18 protein-coding genes are annotated in these 18222 nt (G+C 72.2%); all 18 read left to right on the plus strand.

Annotated elements, in window-relative coordinates:
* Nucleotides 1-16 precede the first annotated feature (16 nt).
* The 18 genes from ftsW to HN031_RS19360 all read left to right on the plus strand — a co-directional run bounded on the left by ftsW (nucleotide 17) and on the right by HN031_RS19360 (nucleotide 18154).
* Nucleotides 17-1375, plus strand: coding sequence for a putative lipid II flippase FtsW (ftsW, locus tag HN031_RS19275; protein WP_172274186.1), 1359 nt, complete (start codon nucleotides 17-19; stop codon nucleotides 1373-1375).
* Between the two features lie 10 nt (nucleotides 1376-1385).
* On the plus strand, nucleotides 1386-2477 hold the full coding sequence (gene murG, locus HN031_RS19280) for an undecaprenyldiphospho-muramoylpentapeptide beta-N-acetylglucosaminyltransferase (RefSeq protein ID WP_172274189.1): 1092 nt from the start codon (nucleotides 1386-1388) through the stop codon (nucleotides 2475-2477).
* Nucleotides 2474-3886, plus strand: coding sequence for a UDP-N-acetylmuramate--L-alanine ligase (murC, locus tag HN031_RS19285; protein WP_172274192.1), 1413 nt, complete (start codon nucleotides 2474-2476; stop codon nucleotides 3884-3886). Before murG ends, murC begins: the two co-directional genes overlap by 4 nt.
* A complete protein-coding gene (locus HN031_RS19290) occupies nucleotides 3887-4621 on the plus strand; it encodes an FtsQ-type POTRA domain-containing protein (protein WP_172274195.1) in 735 nt (244 codons plus the stop codon).
* A gap of 247 nt (nucleotides 4622-4868) precedes the next feature.
* Nucleotides 4869-6074, plus strand: coding sequence for a cell division protein FtsZ (gene ftsZ, locus HN031_RS19295; protein ID WP_172274198.1), 1206 nt, complete (start codon nucleotides 4869-4871; stop codon nucleotides 6072-6074).
* 10 nt (nucleotides 6075-6084) lie between these two features.
* On the plus strand, nucleotides 6085-6780 hold the full coding sequence (locus HN031_RS19300) for a polyphenol oxidase family protein (protein ID WP_172274201.1): 696 nt from the start codon (nucleotides 6085-6087) through the stop codon (nucleotides 6778-6780).
* Nucleotides 6777-7484 (plus strand): YggS family pyridoxal phosphate-dependent enzyme, encoded by a 708-nt coding sequence (locus HN031_RS19305; RefSeq protein WP_172274204.1) that lies wholly within the window; start codon nucleotides 6777-6779, stop codon nucleotides 7482-7484. The genes HN031_RS19300 and HN031_RS19305 overlap by 4 nt, the downstream gene beginning before the upstream one ends.
* 61 nt (nucleotides 7485-7545) lie before the next feature.
* Nucleotides 7546-8031 (plus strand): cell division protein SepF, encoded by a 486-nt coding sequence (locus HN031_RS19310; protein WP_172274207.1) that lies wholly within the window; start codon nucleotides 7546-7548, stop codon nucleotides 8029-8031.
* Between the two features lie 14 nt (nucleotides 8032-8045).
* On the plus strand, nucleotides 8046-8339 hold the full coding sequence (locus tag HN031_RS19315; protein WP_172274210.1) for a YggT family protein: 294 nt from the start codon (nucleotides 8046-8048) through the stop codon (nucleotides 8337-8339).
* A gap of 111 nt (nucleotides 8340-8450) precedes the next feature.
* On the plus strand, nucleotides 8451-9203 hold the full coding sequence (locus HN031_RS19320; RefSeq protein WP_172274213.1) for a DivIVA domain-containing protein: 753 nt from the start codon (nucleotides 8451-8453) through the stop codon (nucleotides 9201-9203).
* A gap of 156 nt (nucleotides 9204-9359) precedes the next feature.
* Nucleotides 9360-10142: a TraR/DksA C4-type zinc finger protein gene (locus tag HN031_RS21730; RefSeq protein ID WP_172274216.1), complete on the plus strand. Its 783-nt coding sequence runs from the start codon at nucleotides 9360-9362 to the stop codon at nucleotides 10140-10142.
* Nucleotides 10115-10696, plus strand: a complete 582-nt coding sequence (lspA, locus tag HN031_RS19330) for a signal peptidase II (protein ID WP_172274219.1) — start codon at nucleotides 10115-10117, stop codon at nucleotides 10694-10696. Before HN031_RS21730 ends, lspA begins: the two co-directional genes overlap by 28 nt.
* Nucleotides 10693-11631, plus strand: a complete 939-nt coding sequence (locus HN031_RS19335) for an RluA family pseudouridine synthase (protein ID WP_172274222.1) — start codon at nucleotides 10693-10695, stop codon at nucleotides 11629-11631. Before lspA ends, HN031_RS19335 begins: the two co-directional genes overlap by 4 nt.
* A gap of 4 nt (nucleotides 11632-11635) precedes the next feature.
* Nucleotides 11636-12352 (plus strand): GNAT family N-acetyltransferase, encoded by a 717-nt coding sequence (locus tag HN031_RS19340; protein ID WP_172274225.1) that lies wholly within the window; start codon nucleotides 11636-11638, stop codon nucleotides 12350-12352.
* A 36-nt stretch (nucleotides 12353-12388) separates the two neighbouring features.
* On the plus strand, nucleotides 12389-12901 hold the full coding sequence (locus HN031_RS19345) for a DUF6886 family protein (RefSeq protein ID WP_172274228.1): 513 nt from the start codon (nucleotides 12389-12391) through the stop codon (nucleotides 12899-12901).
* Nucleotides 12902-12931: 30 nt separating this feature from the next.
* Entirely contained in the window at nucleotides 12932-13936 is a 1005-nt protein-coding gene (locus tag HN031_RS19350; RefSeq protein WP_172274231.1) for a DUF2332 domain-containing protein, read from the plus strand.
* A 94-nt stretch (nucleotides 13937-14030) separates the two neighbouring features.
* Nucleotides 14031-17588, plus strand: a complete 3558-nt coding sequence (gene dnaE, locus HN031_RS19355) for a DNA polymerase III subunit alpha (RefSeq protein WP_172274234.1) — start codon at nucleotides 14031-14033, stop codon at nucleotides 17586-17588.
* Nucleotides 17585-18154 carry a hypothetical protein gene (locus tag HN031_RS19360; protein WP_172274237.1) on the plus strand — a complete coding sequence of 190 codons (570 nt, stop codon included), beginning with the start codon at nucleotides 17585-17587 and terminating at the stop codon, nucleotides 18152-18154. The genes dnaE and HN031_RS19360 overlap by 4 nt, the downstream gene beginning before the upstream one ends.
* Nucleotides 18155-18222: the final 68 nt, after the last annotated feature.

Consider the following 18222-nt stretch of genomic DNA (forward strand, 5'->3'; position numbering starts at 1 on the left):
GAGGGGGACCGCGACGATGACGACCGTGGACCCCGAGGACGTCGTCGGGCCGAAGGTCCGCGCGCCGCTGGGCTCGGGGGTCGTCGCTGGCTGGCGGTCGTTGCGCGAGGCGCTCGACAAGCCGCTCGCGTCCTACTACCTCCTCGTCGGCGCCTCCGCGCTGCTGCTCACCATCGGTCTCATCATGGTCCTCAGCGCGTCGAGCGTGCGGTCCTACCTCACCTACGACGACTCCTACGCCGTCGTGAAGCGCCAGCTGGTCTGGGTGGCCGTCGGCCTCCCGTGCGCCTGGGTCGCCTCCCGGATCCCGGTCAAGCACGTGCGCCGCCTGGCCTACCCCAGCTTCCTCTTCGCGCTGGTGCTGCTCGCCCTGGTGGCGCGCTTCGGCGTGGTGATCAACGGCAACAAGAACTGGCTGGCGATCGGCCCCTTCACCATGCAGCCCGCCGAGGTCGCCAAGCTCGCGATCGTGCTGTGGGCGGCCAACATCTACGCCCACAAGGAGCGGCGGCTGCGCGAGCTGCACCACCTGCTCGTGCCCGTGGTGCCGGGGCTCTTCGCCGTCATCACCCTGGTCCTGGTGGGCCGCGACCTCGGCACCGCGATGGTGCTCGCCGCCATCCTGCTCGGGATGCTCTGGGTGGTCGGCGCGCCCCTGCGGCTCTTCGGCCTCAGCCTCTCCGTCCTCGGCGTCGCAGCCGTCGCCCTGGCCGCGACCGACCCCGAGCGCCTCGAGCGCATCACGCACTTCACCGATCCGTTCAAGGACTACACCGACGCCGGCTGGCAGCCCGCCCACGGGCTCTACGCCCTCTCGAGCGGGGGCTGGTTCGGCCAGGGCATCGGCGCCTCGACCCAGAAGTGGGGCGACCTCCCGGAGGCGCACACCGACTTCATCTTCGCCGTGCTCGGCGAGGAGCTCGGCCTGGTCGGCACGCTGCTCGTCATCGGGCTGTTCTTCACCATCGCCTACGCCGCGATCCGGGTCGCCCACAGCACGCAGGACCCGTTCGTCCGCTACGCCACCTTCGGCATCGTCGTGTGGCTGCTCGGGCAGATGATGATCAACGTCGGCATGGTGCTCGCCGTGCTCCCGGTCATCGGCATCCCGCTCCCGATCGTCTCCTACGGCGGCTCGGCGCTCCTGCCGTCGCTGGTCGCCCTCGGCCTGGTCATCGGCTTCGCCCGGCGCGAGCCCGAGGCCGCGGCCGCCCTGGCGGCACGCCGGCGCAACCGCTCCGCCGGACTGTCCGCCGCCACCGCGACGACCGCGACCACCTCGGCCCCGACCCCGGTCCCCGCCTCAGCCGCCACCTCAGCCACCACCTCCTCGCCCGCGTCCGCCGGCCCCGTCCCTCCCGACGGCCCCCGCTAGATTTGCCCCGATGCGCGTCCTTCTCGCCGGCGGCGGCTCCGCCGGCCACACCTCGCCCCTGCTCGCCACCGCCGACGCCCTGCGCCGGCTGGACCCCGCCACCGAGGTGACCTGCCTCGGCACCCGCGAGGGGCTCGAGGCGCGCCTGGTCCCGGAGGCGGGGCTGCCGCTCGAGGTCGTCCCGCGGGTGCCGCTGCCGCGCCGCCCCGGCCCCGACCTGCTGCGTACGCCGGCGCGGTTGCGCGCCGCCCGCGCCGCCGCCATCGCGATCGTCGACCGGGTGCGCCCCGACGTCGTCGTCGGCTTCGGGGGCTACGTCTCCGTGCCGGCCTACCTGGCGGCTCGCAAGCGCGGCCTGCCGATCGTCGTCCACGAGGGCAACGCGATCGCCGGCGTGGCCAACCGGCTGGGCGCCCGGATGACCACCCACGTCGCCACCAGCTTCCCCGGCACCGCCCTGCCGCACGCCGTGTGCACCGGGCTGCCGATCCGCCGGCTCATCTCCACGATGGACCGGGCCGCCTTGCGCGAGGAGGCCCTCGCCGCCTTCGGGCTGCGCGCCGACCTGCCCACCCTGCTGGTGACCGGTGGCTCCCAGGGAGCTGCCCGGATCAACGCCGCCGCCTCCGGTGCCGCTCCCGCCCTCACGGCGGCCGGGGTGCAGGTGCTCCACATCGTCGGCCCCAAGCACGAGCTCACCGTGGAGCAGGGCGACGTCCCCTACGTCGTGCTCAACTACGTCGACCGCATGGACCTGGCCTATGCCGCCGCCGACGCGGTGCTGTGCCGCTCCGGCAGCAACACCGTCACGGAGGTCTCCGGGGTGGGCCTGCCCGCCGTCTACGTCCCGCTCCCGATCGGCAACGGCGAGCAGTCGCTCAACGCCCGCCCGGTGGTCGACGCCGGAGGCGGCCTGCTCGTGGCCGACGAGGCGCTGACCCCGGAGTGGGTCGCCGCCAGCGTGCCCGGGCTGCTCACCGACGCCGAGCGGCTCGCCACCATGGGGTCGGCCGCCAGGGGCGCGATCCCGCTCGACGCCGACGAGAAGCTGGCCCGGATGGTCCTCGACGCCGGCGCGTCCCGCGCGAGGAGCGGCTCGTGAGGATCCCGGTCCCCGACGAGATCCTCCCGGCCGCCGAGCTCGGTCGCGTCCACTGCGTCGGCATCGGTGGCGCGGGGATCTCCGCGATCGCCCGCATCATGGCCCGCCGCGGGATCACGGTCACGGGCAGCGACGACCACGACACCCCGTTCCTGCCGGCGCTGCGCGAGCTCGGCGTCACCTGCCACCTCGGCTACGACGCCGCCCACGTCGGCGACGCCGACACGCTCGTGGTCACGACCGCCGCCCGCGACGACAACCCCGAGGTCGTGGAGGCCCGCCGGCGGGGGCTGCGCGTGCTGCCGCGGTCCGCCGGCCTCGCCGCGGTGATGGCCGGCTCCCGCGTCCTCGCCGTGGCCGGCACGCACGGCAAGACGACGACCACCGGGTTGCTGACCTCGGCGCTGCTCGCGGCCGGCGTCGACCCGTCGTACGCCGTGGGTGGTGTGCTGACCGCCACCGGGCGCAACGCCGACTCCGGCGCCGACGACCTCTTCGTGGCCGAGGCCGACGAGAGCGACGGCGCGTTCCTCGTCTACCGCCCCCACGCCGCGATCGTCACCAACGTCGAGGCCGACCACCTCGACAACTGGGGCACCGAGGAGGCCTACCACCGGGCCTTCGAGGAGTTCGCCGACACCGTCGACCGATCGGGCTTCCTCGTCTGCGTCCTCGACGACGCCGGCGCTGCCGAGCTCGCCCGACAGGCCCGGACGGAGGGCCTCGAGGTGATCACCGTGGGGGAGTCCGTCGACGCCGACCTGCGCATCCACGACCTGGCCCTCGACGGCTCCACCTCCACCTGCCGGGTCTCCCGGGCCGGCACCGACCTCGGTGTGCTGCGGCTCCGGATCCCCGGGCGGCACTACGTCCTCGATGCCGCCGCGGCCCTCGCCATGGGCCTGCGTCTCGGCCTGCCCTTCGACGCGCTGGTCGACGGGCTCGGCGGGTTCACCGGCACCGGGCGCCGGATGGAGCTCAAGGGCGAGGCAGCGGGCGTGCGCGTCTACGACTCCTACGCCCACCACCCCGTCGAGATCCGCGGCGACCTCGAGGCCGCTCGAGCCCTCGCCGGGGAGGGCCGTGTGGTCGCCGCGTTCCAGCCGCACCTGGTCTCGCGCACCCGCATCTTCGGCGAGGCGATGGGCGTCGCGCTCGGTGCCGCCGACGAGGTCGTCGTCCTCGATGTCTACGTCGCGCGCGAGGACCCCGACCCGGAGGTGACCGGGCTCCTCGTCGCGGACGCCGTACCCCTGCCCGCGCAGCACGTCACCTACGTCGACGGCCTCGGCGCGGCCGCGCAGGTGCTCGCCGAGCGGTCTCGGTCCGGCGACCTGGTCATCACCCTCGGCGCGGGCGACATCACGGGGGTCGGACCCCGGGTGCTCGACCTGCTCGGCGGTGCCTGAGTGGAGCCGGAGGAGCGCACCGCGAGGCGCACGCGGCGGCGCTTCGCGCGCCGGCAGTGGGCACGACGCTGGCTCTCGCTGCGCAAGGTCCTGGCCCTGCTCGTGGTGCTCGCGCTGCTCGGGACCTCGATCTACCTCGTCCTCTTCTCCACCGTCCTGCAGGTCAAGAAGGTGCAGGTCGTCGGCAACGACCTCCTCAGCGACGCGCGCGTGCGCGAGATCGCCGACGTCCCGCTCGGCGACCAGCTGGCCCTCGTGGACCTCGCGCGCGCGGACAGCCGCGTCGGCTCCCTCGCCGAGGTCAGGTCCGTCGACGTCACGCGCACCTGGCCCGACGCCGTCCGCATCGAGGTGGTCGAGCGCACCGCGGTCGCCGTCGTGGAGATCGCCGGTCGGCTGCGCGGCCTCGACGCCGAGGGCGTCGTGTTCCGCCAGTACGCCGCCGCGCCCAAGGGCATGCCGCGCATCCGGCCCGGCGGAGCCGCGGGCACCGACGCGCTGAAGGAGGCCGCCACCGTCGTCTCGGCCCTCCCGCAGGACCTCGTCACCCGCGTCGACCACGTCGAGGTGGCGACCGTCGACCAGATCACCCTGGTCCTCCGCGACCGGCGCCGGGTGCTGTGGGGGAGCGCCGAGGAGTCCGGACTCAAGGCCCAGGTCATCGACCGGCTCCTCGCCGCCGAGCAGGCGCAGGTCTACGACGTGAGCGTCCCGGGGAACCCGACGGTCCGCTGACCCGCTCGACCCGGCGGGAATTCCTGTCCGACCCGCCACTGCCCGGCGTGTCCGGCAGGGTTTCGTCGTCGTCGCTCGTAGGGTCTAGCGAAAGGCGAGTTTGACATAACTATAACCCTCAGGTTCACGGTTAGGGTTCCGCGAATCGAGGGCAGTGGTCCACCACCTCGTTCCTTCCCCAGGACACCAGCACCACGAAGCAGCAGCACAGACCAGCACAGACCCACTCAAGGAAGGCCCCGGAGCCGTGGCAGCAGCGCAGAACTACCTGGCGATCATCAAGGTCGTGGGCATCGGTGGCGGCGGCGTCAACGCCGTCAACCGGATGATCGAGGTCGGCCTCAAGGGCGTCGAGTTCATCGCGATCAACACCGACGCCCAGGCACTCCTCATGAGCGACGCCGACGTCAAGCTCGACATCGGCCGTGAGCTCACCCGCGGCCTCGGTGCCGGCGCCGACCCCGACGTGGGCGCGAAGGCGGCCGAGGACCACGCCGACGAGATCGAGGAGGTCATCAAGGGCGCCGACATGGTGTTCGTGACCGCCGGCGAGGGCGGCGGCACCGGCACCGGCGGCGCGCCCGTCGTGGCGCGGATCGCGCGCTCGCTCGGCGCGCTGACCATCGGCGTCGTGACCCGCCCGTTCGCCTTCGAGGGCCGGCGCCGCGCCAACTCCGCGGAGGAGGGCATCAGCCAGCTCCGTGAGGAGGTCGACACCCTCATCGTCATCCCCAACGACCGGTTGCTGTCGATCACCGACCGCAGCGTGTCGATCCTCGACGCCTTCAAGCAGGCCGACCAGGTGCTGCTGCAGGGTGTCTCGGGCATCACCGACCTGATCACCACCCCGGGCCTGATCAACCTCGACTTCGCCGACGTGAAGTCCGTGATGGCCAACGCCGGCTCGGCCCTGATGGGCATCGGCTCGGCGCGGGGTGAGGACCGTGCGGTCGCCGCGGCGGAGATGGCGGTGTCGAGCCCGCTGCTCGAGGCCAGCATCGAGGGCGCCCACGGCGTGCTGCTCTCCATCGCCGGCGGCTCGGACCTCGGCCTGTTCGAGATCAACGAGGCCGCCGCGCTCGTGTCCCAGGCCGCCCACGCCGAGGCCAACATCATCTTCGGTGCGACCATCGACGACGCCCTGGGCGACGAGGTGCGGGTGACCGTCATCGCCGCCGGGTTCGACGGCGGCATGCCCAAGCGCCGCTCCGACGGCAACGTGCTGCGGCAGGCCCAGCCGGCCCAGACGCAGGAGCAGACCCGCGCCGCGGCGCAGCAGCTCGCCACGAAGGCGCCGGCTCCCGCCCACAGCGGGTCCACGGCGGCCACGCCTGCGACCACGACCTTCGCGCCGTCGTCGCAGGAGAGCCAGCCGGCACCGGTCCAGCCCCGTCCCGCCAAGCAGGTCCAGTTCGACGACGACGACCTCGACGTGCCCGACTTCCTGAAGTGACACGACCACGGTGACCCCGCTGCACCACCGCGACCGGATCGAAGGCGACCTCGTGATCGAGGTCGCCTTCACCGACGTCTCCCTCAGCCTGGGCGACGCGGCTGCCGACGACGTGCGCGACGAGGCGCTCGCGCAGGTCGCGGAGGTCACCGGGGCGACGCCGGTCCTGATGCGCCAGGTGCACGGTGCCGACGTCGGGCTCGCGGCCGGCGGGGCGGCGGGTGAGCGGCAGACCTGCGACGCCCTCTGCACCTCGGAGCCGGGCGTCGCGCTGCTGGCCCGTGCCGCCGACTGCGTGCCGGTCCTGCTCGCCGACCCGGCCACGGGGTGGATCGCCGCGGTCCACAGCGGCCGCCCCGGGCTCGCCGCGGGTGTGGTCCCGGCCGCGGTCGCGGCCATCCGGTCGCGGGGCGGCGACCCGTCCGTCGCCTGGATCGGCCCGCACGTGTGCGGAGCCTGCTACGAGGTCCCCGCCGACCTCCAGGACGAGGTCGCCGCCGTCGTCCCCGAGGCGCGCTCCACGACGTCGTGGGGCACGCCCGCCCTCGACCTCGGCGCGGGCGTTCGCGCGCAGCTCGACGCCGCCGGCATCACCGACGTCCGCGCCGTCGACGTCTGCACCCGCGAGGACACGTCGTGGCCCTCGCACCGCCGCGACGGGGCCGCCTCGACCCGGTTCGCCGGTGTCGTCTGGAGCCACGCGTGAGCGCCCGCCGCGACGAGCTGGCCGCCAGCCTCGACGCCGTACGCCGTCGCATCGCGGTCGCGTGCTCGGGGGCAGGGCGAGGGGAGGGCGACGTCGCGCTCGTCGTCGTCACCAAGTTCTTCCCCGCCTCCGACGTCCGCCTGCTGGCCGAGCTCGGCGTCACCGACGTGGGGGAGAACCGGCACCAGGAGGCGGAGGCCAAGGCGGCCGAGTGCGCCGACCTCGGCCTGCGCTGGCACTTCATCGGCGGCCTCCAGTCCAACAAGGCCGCCGCGGTCGCCCGCTACGCCGACGTGGTCGAGTCGCTCGACCGCGCCAAGCTCGTCGGACCGCTGTCGCGCGGGGCGCAGGCGCGCCCCGGTGGGGAGCAGGTCGACGTGCTCCTGCAGGTCAGCCTCGACCCGCCGGGGGCCGACCACCGCGCCGGCGCCGACCCAGACGACCTGGTCGAGCTGGGCCGGCGGGTGGACGACGCTGAGGGCCTGGAGCTGCGCGGCCTGATGGCGGTCGCGCCGCTGGGGCAGGACCCCGCCGACGCGTTCACCCGGCTCGCCGGGCTGCGAGAGGCGTTCCTGCTCGAGCACCCCGGTGCGACCGAGCTCTCGGCCGGGATGAGCGGCGACCTGGAGGCCGCCATCGCGCACGGTGCGACACACGTGCGTGTCGGCTCCGCGGTCCTCGGTCCGAGGCCCCGGGTCCAGTAATGTCCACAACAGTCAACAGGTGCCCGGCCCCGGGCGCCAGGTCTAGCGGAGGATCTGTCTCATGAGCGGCGCGATGCGCAAGATCGGCGAGTACCTCGGCCTGCTCGAGGACACCGGCCACTACGACGACTACGACGGCGACAGCGAGACCACGACCCAGGAGGCTGTCGACCAGCGTCCGGTCCAGCGCGAGCGTCGCCCCGCCCCCGTGTCAGACCTCGCCGAGCGCCGTCGTCCGGCGCCGGTCCAGACAGGAGTCGTGGCCGAGTTGAGCCGCATCACCACGCTGCACCCCCGCAACTACAACGAGGCCCGCCTGGTCGGGGAGAACTACCGCGACGGCACGCCCGTGATCATGAACCTCAGCGAGATGGACGACAACGACGCCAAGCGCCTCGTCGACTTCGCCGCCGGCCTGATCTTCGCGACCCGCGGGTCCATCGAGCGGGTGACCAACAAGGTGTTCCTGCTCTCGCCGCCCAACGTCGCGGTGTCCGCCGAGGACAAGCAGCGGATCGCCGAGGACGGCTTCTTCAACCAGAGCTGAGCGACACTGTCACCGTGCAAGCCATCGGTCTGATCCTCTACACGATCCTCTTCGTCTTCATCGGGCTGCTCTGGATCCGCTTCGTCGTGGACTGGGTCCAGGTGTTCGCCCGGCAGTGGCAGCCGCGAGGTCCGCTGCTCGTGGCGCTCGAAGGCGTCTACTCCGCCACCGACCCGCCGATCGTCGCGCTGCGCCGCGTCGTGCCGCCGCTGCGCCTCGGCCAGGTGGCCCTCGACCTGAGCTTCCTGCTGGTGATGGTGGGAGCGTGGCTGCTGCTCCGGGTGGTCGCAGGAGTCTTCGGCGTCTGAGGTGTGAAACCATCCGTCCCACGGGTCACTGTGCCCCGCGCGACTCCGGGCGCTATTGTCTCCTGACAGCAGAGCCACCGTCTTATCGATCGTGAAAGTTTGGGTGACGTCATGCCGCTGACGCCTGAGGACGTGAGCAACAAGCGCTTTACACCTGTGCGCCTCCGTGAGGGGTACGACATGGGCGAGGTGGACCAGTTCCTCGACGAGGTCGAGGCCGAGCTCGCCCGGCTCACCAAGGAGAACGACGACCTGCGCGCCAAGCTGTCGGCCGCGCAGTCCGGTGGATCCTCGGCGCCCGCTCCCGCCCCCATGTCGTTCGCGCCGTCGGCTCCCGAGCCGGAGCCGGAGCCCGAGCCCGAGCCGGAGCCCGTGGCTGCCGCGCCGGTCGCTGCGCCCCCCACGCAGACGGCGCGCGTCAGCAACATCGCCGACGCCTCCAACGCGGCCGCGCGCCTGCTCGAGATCGCCACGCGCAACGCCGACGAGCTCGTCGAGGACGCCAAGAACGAGGCGGACCGCATCGTCGGCTCCGCCCGCACCAAGGCCGACCGCCTCGAGGCCGAGGCCAAGACCAAGGCCGACCGCATGGAGGCCGACGCCCGTCAGCGCTCGCAGATGCTCGACTCGGAGACCGCCGAGCGCCGTCAGCAGATGTTCGGCGACCTGGAGAAGGAGCGCGACAAGCTCAACAGCGACGTCGAGACCCTGCGCCAGTTCGAGCGGGAGTACCGCTCGCGGCTCAAGACCTACTTCACGCAGCAGCTGGAGGCGCTCTCCAATGGCGCCGAGAGCCAGGCGCCCGTCGACAGCGGCACGGCGCCCAAGCGGCTCCGCTCCGTCCTCGGCGACGAGGAGAACTGACAGCTCCACCCATGCTCCGCCCGCGAGGACGACCGCCCCTTGGGGTGGTCGTTCTTGCATTTCGGCGAGCCTGAGTTGGCTGGCCCTGCCGCAACGGCTAGCCTCCCTGCACCGTGTGGTTCCGCCACACCCGGAGCAGGCTGGAGGCCCGCGGAGATGGCTGGCACAACGCGCAGGTCCCTCGCCGGCACCGCTGCGGCCGCCGCCAAGCGGGTGGTCGGACGCAAGGCCTCCGACGCCGAGGAGCCGGCTCCCGCGAAGACCGCGACGACCGAGGCCGCCGCCACGAAGGCACCTGCCACGAAGGCCCCTGCCAAGAAGGCCCCCGCCAAGAAGGCTGCTGCCACGAAGGCCCCCGCGAAGGCCCCCGCGAAGAAGGCTGCGGCGACGAAGGCTGCGGCGAAGAAGACCCCGGCGAAGAAGACCAGCACGACGAAGTCCGCCACCCCATCCACCCCGACCGAGAAGGCAGTGCCCGTGACCAAGGCCGCCCCTGCGCCCACCCAGAAGGCCGCGCCGGCGAAGAAGGCCCGCAAGGCCACCCCCTCCACGCTCGTCGTCCTCGAGGGCGAGGACCCGTGGACCCGCGGCGAGCTCAACGAGGTCGTCAAGGAGCTCCGTGAGCACCAGGAGCGACTGACCACCATCGTGGACCAGTCCGAGGAGGAGCTGGCGGGCCTCATGCGCGACGCCGGTGACGGCGCCGGCCAGGACCAGGCCGACCTCGGCGCGACCAGCTTCGAACGCGACCACGAGTTCACGGTGCTCGCCAAGGAGCGCGAGACGCTCGCCCAGATCGAGCGGGCCCTGGCCCACATCGACGACGGGTCCTACGGCGTCTGCGACTCCTGCGGCAACGCCATCGGCAAGAATCGGTTGATGGCGGTGCCCCATGCGACACTGTGCATGTCATGCAAGCAGCGCGAGGAGCGTCGCTGAACCCCAGCGACCAGGCCGACGAGGGTCCTGCCCGACGTCGGCTCGGCCCCCGGTGGCTCTTCGCCGGCGTGGCCCTGCTGGCCTACGCCGTCGACCTCGGCTCCAAGCAGTGGGCGCTCTCGGCGCTGGCCGACGGTGACATCGCGGTCCTCGGTGACTGGTTCACGCTGCACCTGACCTTCAACCCCGGAGCAGCGTTCAGCACGGGCACCGACTTCACGATCGTCTTCACCGGGCTGGCCGTGGTCGCGGTCGTCGTCGTGCTGTGGCTGAGCCGCCGCCTCGGCAGCACGGGCTGGGCCCTGGCGCTCGGCCTGCTGCTGGGCGGCGTCGGCGGCAACCTGACCGACCGGCTCGTCCGCGACCCCGAGCCGTTGCACGGCCACGTCGTCGACTTCCTCATGCTGCCCAACTGGCCGGTCTTCAACGTCGCGGACATCTGCATCAACGTGGCCGCCGGGCTGATCATCCTCCAGACGTTCCGCGGCATCGCCCTCGACGGCAGCCGGGAGTCCGGTGCGGGCGACCCCGCCCCGGCCGGGTCGGACGGATGAGCACACACGCCGAGCAGCGCACGGTCTTCGTCCCCGACGGCCTGGCCGGCGAGCGCGTCGACGCCGCGATGGCGCGCATGTTCGGCTTCTCCCGCACCCGTGCCGCCGACCTGATCGCGCAGGGGCTCGTGCAGGTCGACGGGTCCGCGGTGGGCAAGAGCGACCGCGTCCACGGCGGCGCGATGCTCGACGTGTCCATCCCGGCCGAGTCCGACCCGCTGGAGGTCGTCCCCGAGGTCGTCGAGGGCATCCGGATCATCCACGACGACGACGCCATCGTCGTGATCGACAAGCCGGTCGGCGTCGCCGTCCACCCCTCGCCCGGCTGGAACGGCCCGACCGTGGTCGGCCACCTCGCCGGGGCCGGCTTCCGCATCTCCACCAGCGGTGCCAGCGAGCGGCAGGGCATCGTCCAGCGGCTCGACGTCGGCACGAGCGGCGTGATGGTGATCTGCAAGTCCGAGCACGCCTACTCGGTGCTCAAGAACGCGTTCCGCCACCGCACCGTCGACAAGACCTACCACGCGCTGGTGCAGGGCCACCCCGACCCGCTCGCCGGCACGATCGACGCCCCCATCGGTCGCCACCCGCACCACGACTACAAGTTCGCCGTGATGGCCGACGGCCGCCACAGCGTCACCCACTACGAGACGCTCGAGGCGCACCGGTTCGCCAGCCTGCTCGAGGTCCACCTCGAGACCGGCCGCACCCACCAGATCCGGGTCCACATGAGCGCCCTCAAGCACCCTTGCGTGGGTGACCTGACCTACGGCGCCGACCCCACCCTCGCGCGGCGCCTCGGCCTCCAGCGGCAGTGGCTGCACGCCATGCGGCTCGGCTTCGAGCACCCGGAGACCGGCGACCACGTGGTCTACGAGTCGACCTATCCCGACGACCTGGCCGAGGCCCTCGAGGTCATCCGGGACGAGCACTGAGGCGATGCGAGCCGGCACCGAGCTCCGCGCGGCCACGACCGCCGACCTCCCCGAGGTCGCGGACGTGCACCTGGCCGCGCGCCTCGGCGCCGGCGACGCGTTCCCGCCGGCCGTGCACACCGACGACGACGTACGCGCCTGGGTGCGCGGCTGGGACCTGGCGGCCCACGACGTGCGGGTCGCAACGTCCGGAGGACGCGTGGTCGGCTACACCCGCTCCACGCCGACCTGGCTCGACGACCTCTACGTCCACCCGGACGCCCAGGGGCGAGGGGTCGGCACGCTGCTGCTGCAGCAGGTGCTCGCCGACCACCCGGAGGGGGTCGGGCTGTGGGTCTTCGAGTCCAACCGTCCGGCCCGCGACTTCTACGCCCGCCACGGATTCGTGGCCCTGGAGCGCACCGACGGCACCGCCAACGAGGAGCGGGCGCCCGACATCAGGCTGGTGTGGCCCGGCCACGACCCGCTCGGCTGCTTCCGCTCGATGATCGACGAGGTCGACCTCGTGCTCGGCGACGTCCTCGCCCGTCGTACGGCCCTCACCCGGGCGGTGCAGCTCGTCAAGCCCACCACCGAGCGTGACCCCCGCCGGGAGGCGGAGATCGCGCGCCGGGTGGCGGCGGTGGTGCCGGAGCTGGGGGAGGAGCGGGTCGCCCGCATCGTCGACGTCATCATCGCCGAGTCGGTCGAGGCGTCGCTCGAGGCACTGCGCCGCGAGTGACCGCGGGACGGTTGGGCGCGGGGGCATGATGTGCCGGTGCTGCCACGCCCCGGAGAGCTGCTCCACTTCAGCGAGGACCCCGGGATCGAGCGGTTCGTGCCGCACGTCGCCCGGACGGCGCGCCAGCCCGAGGCGTACGTCTGGACGGTCGACGCGCTGAACGCGCCCTGCTACTGGTTCCCGCGGCAGTGCCCCCGCGTCTGCTCGTGGTCCGACACCGGGCCCCGCGTCCACGCGGTGGAGGAGGCGTGGTTCGACACGGTCCGCACCACGACGCTTTACGCCTACCGGTTCGCGGCCACGGACTTCGAGCCGTTCGGGGAGCGGCCGCACGCCCACGTGGCCACGCACGCGGTGGCACCGCTGGGCCCGCCGATCGAGGTGGGCGACCTGCTCGGGCTGCACCGCGACCACGGCATCGAGCTGCGCGTGCTGCCCGCCCTCGACGGCCACTTCGAGGAGGTGCGGGCCAGCGGCCTGGAGTTCTCCGGCATCCGGATGGGCAACGCCGGCACCGGTCCGGGTGGCCCGTTCGCGGTCCGGCGCTGAGCGCTGCCGGTCACCGGGCAGGATGGACCCGTGCTGGTCCACGACGACGTCATCGCGGCCTACCGAGACTTCGCCGCCTACGCCGCGGGCGACTCGCCCTGCTTCGAGGAGTGGGCGCTGGGGGTCGTCGACGACGACGAGGTGCTCGCCTGGCTGGGGACCCTGCCGGCGATGAAGCGCCAGCCCAACCTCGTCTTCGCCGCCGCCCGCTGGCACGGTGCTCCCGCGCCCGGACCGTACGCCGGGCTCCGCAGCGTGCTGCTCGGGCAGGAGGCCGCCGTCCGGTCGACGGTGATGACGCGGGCCACCCAGACCAACGAGGTGGGCCGGCTCGCCGCGCTCACGCCCGTGCTCGGGCTGGTCGAGGGCCAGTTGGCGCTCATCGAGGTCGGCGCCAGTGCCGGGCTGTGCCTCTTCCCCGACCGCTACGACTACGACTGGCCGCCGCTCGGTGGGCTGCGAGGCAGCGGCGGTCCGGTGCTGCGGGCCGACGCGACCGGAGCGCTGCCGGTCCCGGCCGGGCACCCCGTGGTCGCGTGGCGCGGCGGGGTCGACCTCAACCCCCTCGACGTGGCCGACCCCGACGCCATGGCGTGGCTGGAGAACCTGGTGTGGCCCGAGCAGGACGAGCGGCGCGAGCGGCTCCGCGCGGCCGTCGGCGTCGCCGCCCAGGACCCGCCCGCCGTGGTCCGAGGAGACCTCTTCGACCACCTCCCGGACCTGCTCGAGGAGGCGGCGGCGCACGGCACCCCCGTCGTCATGCACTCGGCGGTGATCGCCTACCTCGAGGAGCCCGGCCGACGGCGGTTCCACGAGCTGATGACCGGGCTCGTGGAGGCCGGGCGGTGCCGGTGGATCAGCAACGAGGGACGCCGCGTGCTGCCCGGGGTGACCGGCGACCTCGAGGTGCCGAGCGGCCGCTTCGTCACCGCCCTGGACGGCCGGCCGGTGGCCCTCAGCCACGGCCACGGGCACGCCGTCGACTGGCTCGACCGGTCGAGTGTCCTGTCGGTGGGGACCGGCACACTGTCGTAGGCTTGCTGCTCTTCCCCCTCTCGCTGCGCAGTCAGCACCCGCTCCCTGATCGACCCCCGTCTGCGACCCCCTGAAAGGTGCGGAAGACTCCTCCATGTCGGCCGGCTCACACGACAGCTTCGTGCATCTCCACGTGCACACCGAGTACTCCATGCTCGACGGGGCGTCGCTGCTCGACGGCCTGTTCAGCCGCACCAGCGACCTCGGCATGCCGGCGATCGCGATGACCGATCACGGCAACCTGCACGGGGCCTACGACTTCTACAGCAAGGCCAAGCGGGCCGGCATCAAGCCGATCATCGGCATCGAGGCCTACATCACGCCCGGCACCCAGCGCGGCGAGCGCCGCCGGGTCCGCTGGGGCCAGGGCGACCTGGCCGAGGAGGGCGGCAACGACGTCGCGGGCGGTGGCGCCTACACCCACATGACGATGTGGGCCGAGAGCACCGAGGGCATGCACAACCTGTTCCGGCTCTCGTCCCGCTCGAGCATGGAGGGCTACTTCTACAAGCCACGCATGGACAAGGAGATCCTCGCCGAGCACAGCAAGGGCCTCATCGTCAGCACCGGCTGCCCCAGCGGGGCGATCCAGACGCGGCTGCGCCTGGGCCAGTACGACGAGGCGGTGCGCGAGGCCGGCGAGCTCCAGGAGATCTTCGGGCGCGACAACGTGTTCCTCGAGCTCATGGACCACGGGATCGACATCGAGAAGCGGGTCCGCGACGACCTGCTGCGCCTCGGCAAGCAGATGGGCATCCCGCCCATCGCCACCAACGACTCCCACTACAACAACCCCGAGGACGCCGCCGCCCACGACGCGCTCATCTGCGTCGCCTCCGGCAAGCGGCTCTCCGACACCAACCGGCTCAAGTTCGACGGCGGTGGCTACTACATCAAGTCCGCCGCCGAGATGCGGCAGCTGTGGGGCGAGCAGTTCGGGATGCCCGAGGCGTGCGACAACACCCTCGCCATCGCCGAGCGCTGCGAGGTCGAGTTCACCGAGTCCACCGGCGGCTACATGGCGCGCGCCGACGTGCCGGAGGGCGAGTCCGAGGACTCCTGGTTCCGCAAGGAGGTGTGGCGCGGCATCGAGGCGCGCTACCCCGGCGAGCGGCTCGACCAGCAGGTGCGCGACCGGGTCGAGATGGAGCTCGCGATCATCTCGCAGAAGGGCTACTGCGGCTACTACCTCGTGGTCGCCGACTTCATCAACTGGGCCAAGGACAACGGCATCCGCGTCGGTCCCGGCCGTGGCTCGGGGGCGGGGTCGATCGCGGCCTACGCGCTGCGCATCACCGACCTGTGCCCGCTGGAGCACGGCCTGTTCTTCGAGCGCTTCCTCAACCCCGAGCGCCCCTCGATGCCCGACTTCGACATCGACTTCGACGACGCCCGGCGCGGCGAGGTCATCACCTACGTCAGCCAGAAGTACGGCGCCGACCGCGTCGCCCAGATCGCGACGTTCGGACGGCTCAAGGCCAAGGCCGCCATCAAGGACGCCGCCCGCGTCCTCGACCACGGCTTCGCGATCGGCGACCGGATCACCAAGGCCTACCCCGCCGACGTGATGGGCAAGGGCGTCGCGCTCAAGGACATCTTCAACGCCGACCACAAGCGCTACAACGACGGCGGCGAGTTCCGCGCGCTGCACGGCCAGGACCCCGACGTCCGCACGATCTACGAGACCGCGGTCGGCCTCGAGGGGCAGATCCGCAACTGGGGCGTGCACGCCGCCGGCGTGATCATGTCGAGCGAGCCGCTCATCGACATCGTGCCGATCATGGCCCGTCCGCAGGACGGCGCGGTCATCACCCAGTTCGACTACCCGATGTGCGAGTCGCTCGGGCTGGTCAAGATGGACTTCCTCGGCCTGTCCAACCTCCGCATCCTCGACGACGCCGTGCGCAACATCGAGGTCAACCGGGCCGAGACGGTCGTCCTGGAGGAGCTGGGCTTCGACGACCGCGCGACCTACGAGCTGATGGGCCGCGGTGACACGCTCGGCGTCTTCCAGCTCGACGGCTCGGGCATGCGGTCCCTGCTGCGCTCGCTGCAGCCCGACGCGTTCGCCGACATCACGGCCGTCAGCGCCCTCTACCGCCCCGGTCCGATGGGCGCCGACTCGCACAACAAGTATGCCCGCCGCAAGAACGGCCGCGAGGCGATCGAGCCGATCCACCCGGCGCTCGCCGACGCGCTCGAGCCGGTGCTCGGGGAGACCTACGGCCTGATCGTCTACCAGGAGCAGGTGATGGCGATCGCGCAGGTGCTCGCGGGCTTCACCCTGGGGGCCGCCGACAACCTGCGCCGCGCGATGGGCAAGAAGAAGAAGGAGGAGCTCGACAAGCAGTACGCCGGCTTCCAGGCCGGCATGCTCGAGCGAGGCTTCCCGCAGGTCGCGATCGACAAGCTGTGGGAGATCCTGCTCCCGTTCTCCGACTACGCGTTCAACAAGTCGCACTCCGCGGCCTACGGCGTCATCACCTACTGGACCGCCTACCTCAAGGCCAACTACCCGACCGAGTACATGGCCGCCCTCCTCACGTCCGTGAAGGACGACAAGGACAAGATGGCGATCTACCTCAACGAGTGCCGCCGGATGAAGATCCAGGTGCTGCCGCCCGACGTCAACGAGTCCCACGCCGACTTCACCCCGGTCGGCAACGACATCCGCTTCGGCCTCACCGCCGTGCGCAACGTCGGCCACAACGTCGTCGCCGGCATCGTGGCCGCGCGCGAGGAGAAGGACCGCTACGCCGACTTCAACGACTTCATGGAGAAGGTCCCCGCGCTCGTGTGCAACAAGCGCGTCGTGGAGTCGCTGATCAAGGCCGGCGCCTTCGACGACATGAAGCACAAGCGGCGCGCGCTCGCCGCGGTGCACGAGACGGCCGTCGACCAGTTCGTCGACCTCAAGAAGAACGAGGCGATCGGCCAGGACTCGCTCTTCGGCGGGCTGAGCGAGGACGACGCCGGCTTCGGCGTGAGCGTGACCATCCCCGACATCGACGACTGGGACAAGATGACCCTGCTCGGCCACGAGAGGGAGATGCTCGGGCTCTACGTGTCCGACCACCCCCTCCTCGGCCTCGAGCACGTGCTGTCCCAAGGCACCGACTGCACCATCGGCCAGCTCCTGCTCGACGAGGACCGCGCCCACGGCTCGACCCTCACGGTCAGCGGCCTGATCACCTCGGTGCAGCGCAAGATCACCAAGCGCGGCGACCCGTGGGCCACCATCACGCTCGAGGACCTCGACGGCGCCATCGACGTGCTGCTGTTCCCGAGCGCCTACACGCTGGCCTCCACCCTCCTCGTCGAGGACCAGATCGTGCGGATCAAGGGCAACCTGTCGCGCGACAAGGACCAGCCCGAGCTGCGGGCGCAGGAGGTCACGGCGCCCGACCTCACCCAGGGACCTGCGGGCCCGGTGGTCATCAGCCTGCCGTCGACGCGCTGCACGCCGCCCGTCGTGGCGCAGCTGCGCGACGTCCTCGGCACCCACCCGGGCATGACCGAGGTGCAGCTGCGGCTCCTGACCCGCAGCTCCACCAAGGTGCTGCGCCTCGACGACAACCTGCGCGTGAGCCCGAGCCCCGCCCTGTTCGCCGACCTCAAGCAGCTGCTCGGACCGGGGTGCCTGACCGGATGAGCACGGTGACGCACGAGTCGCTCGAGCACACCGGTGTCGGCTCGCAGCGGCCCCTGCTGCGGAGGATCGTGCTGGTCCTGGCCGCCTTCGCGGTGGCGGGAGTCGGCGCCGGTCTGCTGTGGGAGCGGCTCTGGGAGCCCCCGACCGGTCTGACCTACCAGGGCCGGTGGTTCCTCGAGCCCGCCGGACCGGACGTGTCGTTCGAGGGCATCGCGCTGTTCGTCCTCATCGCGTTCCCGCTCGGCCTGCTGCTCGGGGTGCTGGCCGGCCTCTGGCGACACCACGAGACCGCCACCCTGCTGGCCGTCCTCGTCGGCGCCGGGCTGGCGGGCGTCGTGATGTACGCCGTCGGCAGCTCCCTCGGCCCGGCCGACCCGCAGGCGCTCGCCGCCGGGCAGCCCGACTACACCGAGCTCCCGGGCGGCCTCGGCCTGACCGCACCCGACCCCGACCGGGTGCCGTGGCACTCCACCGCGCTGGTGGCGTTCCCCGCGGGAGCGATGACTGGTCTGGTCGGGACCTATCTGTTGGGAAGTCGGGGGTTCGCGAGCCGTTCGCGTGGGTAGGCTGACCGCGACCAATCACGGCCGGTCCCGAGCTCCTCGGGGTCGGCGCAACGGGGGAGCAGGACCTA

The organism is Nocardioides sp. zg-1308, from assembly GCF_013155375.1.
GTDB lineage: Bacteria > Actinomycetota > Actinomycetes > Propionibacteriales > Nocardioidaceae > Nocardioides > Nocardioides renjunii.

Bases quoted from the DNA above. Each gene is read 5' to 3' on its own strand.
- ftsW (WP_172274186.1), top strand. From the start codon at position 17: ATGACGACCGTGGACCCCGAGGACGTCGTCGGGCCGAAGGTCCGCGCG.
- murG (WP_172274189.1), top strand. From the start codon at position 1,386: ATGCGCGTCCTTCTCGCCGGCGGCGGCTCCGCCGGCCACACCTCGCCC.
- HN031_RS19310 (WP_172274207.1), top strand. From the start codon at position 7,546: ATGAGCGGCGCGATGCGCAAGATCGGCGAGTACCTCGGCCTGCTCGAG.
- HN031_RS19320 (WP_172274213.1), top strand. From the start codon at position 8,451: ATGCCGCTGACGCCTGAGGACGTGAGCAACAAGCGCTTTACACCTGTG.
- HN031_RS21730 (WP_172274216.1), top strand. From the start codon at position 9,360: ATGGCTGGCACAACGCGCAGGTCCCTCGCCGGCACCGCTGCGGCCGCC.
- lspA (WP_172274219.1), top strand. From the start codon at position 10,115: ATGCAAGCAGCGCGAGGAGCGTCGCTGAACCCCAGCGACCAGGCCGAC.
- HN031_RS19335 (WP_172274222.1), top strand. From the start codon at position 10,693: ATGAGCACACACGCCGAGCAGCGCACGGTCTTCGTCCCCGACGGCCTG.
- HN031_RS19340 (WP_172274225.1), top strand. From the start codon at position 11,636: ATGCGAGCCGGCACCGAGCTCCGCGCGGCCACGACCGCCGACCTCCCC.
- dnaE (WP_172274234.1), top strand. From the start codon at position 14,031: ATGTCGGCCGGCTCACACGACAGCTTCGTGCATCTCCACGTGCACACC.
- HN031_RS19360 (WP_172274237.1), top strand. From the start codon at position 17,585: ATGAGCACGGTGACGCACGAGTCGCTCGAGCACACCGGTGTCGGCTCG.